Below are 3,200 nucleotides of genomic sequence, written 5' to 3' on the forward strand. Positions count from 1 at the left end.
ATATAATACGTTGTAATATATGTATTCCAATTAAAGCCGTTATTATAATAATTATCATATATGGTTATTTTCATATTGATTTCGTCAGAAATAGAAAATGCTGATGATGAATTGTGAATAATCAAACTGACCTCTAATTATCCTGTATGGAGTAGTGCTTATTTTCGACTCAATTTCTACTGATTAGATTATGGTTATCAGTACAGTGGGTTATGAAAAACGGACTGGATCTGCCAGCAGTGCTTCTATTATTATTCAAAAAGAACTTCAGCCGGACAATGCTATAATCCAGGGAAAGGCTATAAGCTCTGTTGGACGGAATGTGGAAATCAGCACTGGTAAAAAGGGGAACTGACATTAACACAAGAAGGATTCCTGCAAGCAACTGCTTATCTGCCCGGAACGCAGAATTAAAGCATAACCACACAGGAGCCAGAATACTGTGGTCGTACGCATTCAGTATTGTGACAACTAATAGAAATAAAAATCTGGCCGGTGCGAATATTAAACGATGCGATACCGTATAGTGTAAGTCAAAAGTAACGGGGTATTTAAACCATCTTTTTATATTTATTTAACATAATGCAGATTCTGATGTATTAGTTCAGTTGTTCGCCAGAATCAGCGCTCGATCACTATGCGTTTTAGCAGTGTGCTGAAGAAGTTCTTCATCACTGCGTTATTCAGACCGTTTCCTTTGTGCGGCATATTTTGTGCTACTCCATGGGGCTTTAACTTTGCCTATAGCCTGCGATTCGATATTGCCAACCCTGATCCATATGCAGCGACGGGGCATCCTCTGGCCGGGCACTGTGAATGCATCGTATAGCATCGTATTAACGATGCTCCATCACCGACCTTTCTGACAAGCTGTAGGAGATAATTTCCCGGTTAAACAGATCGGAGAACTGGCGACAGGTACCACTTTTCCCCTGTACCGAGAACTCTGTAACATCCGCTCCCATTTTTCGTTGGCCTTTGTCAAAGTTCCGGCTCAGGATATTGGGCGCAGATCACTTATTTGGTGGACACCACTTTGTCGGATGCTTCAGATTATGACCAGATGGATTTCGCTGGACGCTTACGATTACATGCACCATATTGTCAACGATTACGCCACTGAGTGTATGACACACATTAAAGCGTTAGGCTCAGGCCTTATTACAATGTCATGCTAGTGGGCTTGTACGCCGTAAATATCTGCATGATACCAGAATGACCGGCAAACAAAGGTGCCCCGGCAAGCTCGTCAGTGGATATAAAGAAAATCAAGTGCGCTGATAACGATGCCACATCTGTGGTTGGTGGCAATATGCAGATTGTTGTTATTTGTCTTCATTGCATTCTAAGAAGTGTTTCTTATCAGACCTGATTTTTTTGCCATTATTTTTAATGAGGTCTTCAAGTGGAAAATAGGTTAGGCGTTCATGTGGCAGCGCGGCACGTCCCCATTTAGTGGCAAACTCCCGTTGGCGTGCCTGTAACAGTTGCTCCAGCCTTTTTATTTTGTTCTCATTCATCCGGTTTTCCTCGTATGCTGCATCACACCACTGTGCTAATGAAAAATGTAATCAGTGTGGTGGACGTGTTTTATCCGCATTGGAATTGTCGTCAACTAAAGGAGATGAGGCCCGTTTGTATCGCAATGGGTCTATGGCGCTCATGCCCGTTTGCTGTTCGATAATGGCTTCTCTGAGCATACGGTGTTGCAGTTCTCGTAAAAACTTTGCGTCTTCTGGTGATAAATCCATTGTTATTACTCGTAAAGCAATGCGCTGTAGTGCCTTACGCTACCGCGCTGATGGTTCTTATCCGTTTTATTGAATCGGAGAACAAACTGTGAGCTATCAGCCTGGTGGTCTGGTTTTGCCTGATTTAAGCCGCCGTGGGTATTTGTCCAAGAATGCTTCAAGCTCCAATCGTTTTGGCCTGGTGAATGGAGATGGGTTAAGCAAAGACTCTCGTTGCTGGTGTACTTTTTCGCGCTGGCGCTCAAGCATGGATAATGCGATTGCCTGTAGTTCTTCGTTAGTCATTGTCTGCACCTGGAAAGCAATTTACCGGAGTACCTCACACTACGGCAAAAATGTTTTATTGTTGCAACTTGCGTAATTATTCAGGTCAGTTTGGAACGCACTGTATAAACATAAATAACCTGATACTGTTGTGTGTTTTCAAAGAAAACACAGGTATTTTTCACATAAACCTTCCCCTTTTCATATCCGACCACTTAATCAAAAAACGGTTTTATACTTGTTGCCCCCACTGGGGTCATCTTGGGTGACTTTTAACGTCAGGTGACGCATTGTCACTTCAGACCTGCTACCTATACGCCGGAATATAATGGTCAGAGAGGCATATTTCGACGCCCCTAATCTGGGGCGTTTGATTCAGGATGTCTGGAACAATCCGGGCTTTGTGTCACCGGGCGCATCAAAGCTGTACCACCCGGGATGTGGCGCTGGATCGTCATTTACCGGACTGCGAAGACATACTTAAAGAGGTGATATGGGCGTTCAGTGATTTTGTCCGCGATAATCGTGGTGTGTATGATCCGGAAGCCCGTTACCCCGCCGGTAATCCCTGGTATCCCGTAACAGGCCAGTTCTGAAAGCACAGCTCAGTAGATTTCCCGCATTCGCACAATCTTCATAAATCTCACAGGACATTCTGACCATGTTGACTACAACAAGCCACGACAGCGTATTTCTGCGTGCCGATAATTCCCTGATCGACATGAACTATATCACCAGTTTCACCGGTATGACCGACAAATGGTTTTACAAGTTGATCAGTGAAGGCCATTTCCCTAAACCCATCAAACTGGGGCGCAGCAGCCGCTGGTACAAAAGTGAAGTGGAGCAGTGGAAGTGAAGTAGAGCAGTGGATGTAGCAACGAATCGAGGAATCCTGGGGGGCAGCAGCATGAAACGTGTTGTAATGCCGGTACGCTGGCAATGTGCAAAATGCCAGCGCTGGTATTGTGGAACCCGGCCCTGCCCTTGGTGCTGGCGATATTCCCGTTCATCTTCCTGCTGATACCTTCCGTTCAGCAGCGGGTTGTTATCCCTTCCTGACTGATTCGTCATTCCATTCTTATTGATTAGAACTGGCATTACACCGGTGCCGGCGTGCTTTCCTGCGTGTCTGCGCCGGTTCAGTAAATTAGAAAAGAAACATTTGTCAGCGCCAGTGATATA

3 protein-coding genes and 3 pseudogenes are annotated in these 3,200 nt (G+C 44.8%); 3 read left to right on the forward strand and 3 right to left on the reverse strand.

Annotated elements, in window-relative coordinates; all coding sequences use genetic code 11:
• The first annotated feature begins 190 nt into the window (after positions 1–190).
• A pseudogene (locus tag HEN33_RS24445) lies at positions 191–527 on the forward strand (hypothetical protein).
• Positions 528–648: 121 nt separating this feature from the next.
• Here the strand turns inward: HEN33_RS24445 and HEN33_RS27185 are convergent.
• The 3 genes and pseudogenes from HEN33_RS27185 to HEN33_RS24460 all read right to left on the reverse strand — a co-directional run.
• Positions 649–1,013 (reverse strand): annotated as a pseudogene (locus HEN33_RS27185) (DDE-type integrase/transposase/recombinase); the annotation flags it as partial.
• A gap of 312 nt (positions 1,014–1,325) precedes the next feature.
• Entirely contained in the window at positions 1,326–1,520 is a 195-nt protein-coding gene (locus tag HEN33_RS24450) for a hypothetical protein (protein ID WP_001004881.1), read from the reverse strand.
• Positions 1,521–1,847: 327 nt separating this feature from the next.
• Positions 1,848–2,036 (reverse strand): hypothetical protein, encoded by a 189-nt coding sequence (locus HEN33_RS24460; RefSeq protein WP_000180465.1) that lies wholly within the window; start codon positions 2,034–2,036, stop codon positions 1,848–1,850.
• A gap of 304 nt (positions 2,037–2,340) precedes the next feature.
• On the opposite strand from HEN33_RS24460, the pseudogene HEN33_RS24465 reads away from it, so the two are divergent.
• Positions 2,341–2,611: pseudogene (locus HEN33_RS24465) on the forward strand (hypothetical protein); the annotation flags it as partial.
• A gap of 65 nt (positions 2,612–2,676) precedes the next feature.
• Complete coding sequence (locus HEN33_RS24470) at positions 2,677–2,874, forward strand: helix-turn-helix transcriptional regulator (RefSeq protein ID WP_000958487.1); 198 nt, start codon at positions 2,677–2,679, stop codon at positions 2,872–2,874.
• The last annotated feature ends 326 nt before the right edge of the window (positions 2,875–3,200 follow it).

The sequence above is a fragment of the Escherichia sp. 94.0001 genome, from assembly GCF_013369155.2.
Lineage (GTDB): Bacteria > Pseudomonadota > Gammaproteobacteria > Enterobacterales > Enterobacteriaceae > Escherichia > Escherichia coli_F.

Bases quoted from the DNA above. Each gene is read 5' to 3' on its own strand.
- HEN33_RS24450 (WP_001004881.1), bottom strand. From the start codon at position 1,520: ATGAATGAGAACAAAATAAAAAGGCTGGAGCAACTGTTACAGGCACGC.
- HEN33_RS24460 (WP_000180465.1), bottom strand. From the start codon at position 2,036: ATGACTAACGAAGAACTACAGGCAATCGCATTATCCATGCTTGAGCGC.
- HEN33_RS24470 (WP_000958487.1), top strand. From the start codon at position 2,677: ATGTTGACTACAACAAGCCACGACAGCGTATTTCTGCGTGCCGATAAT.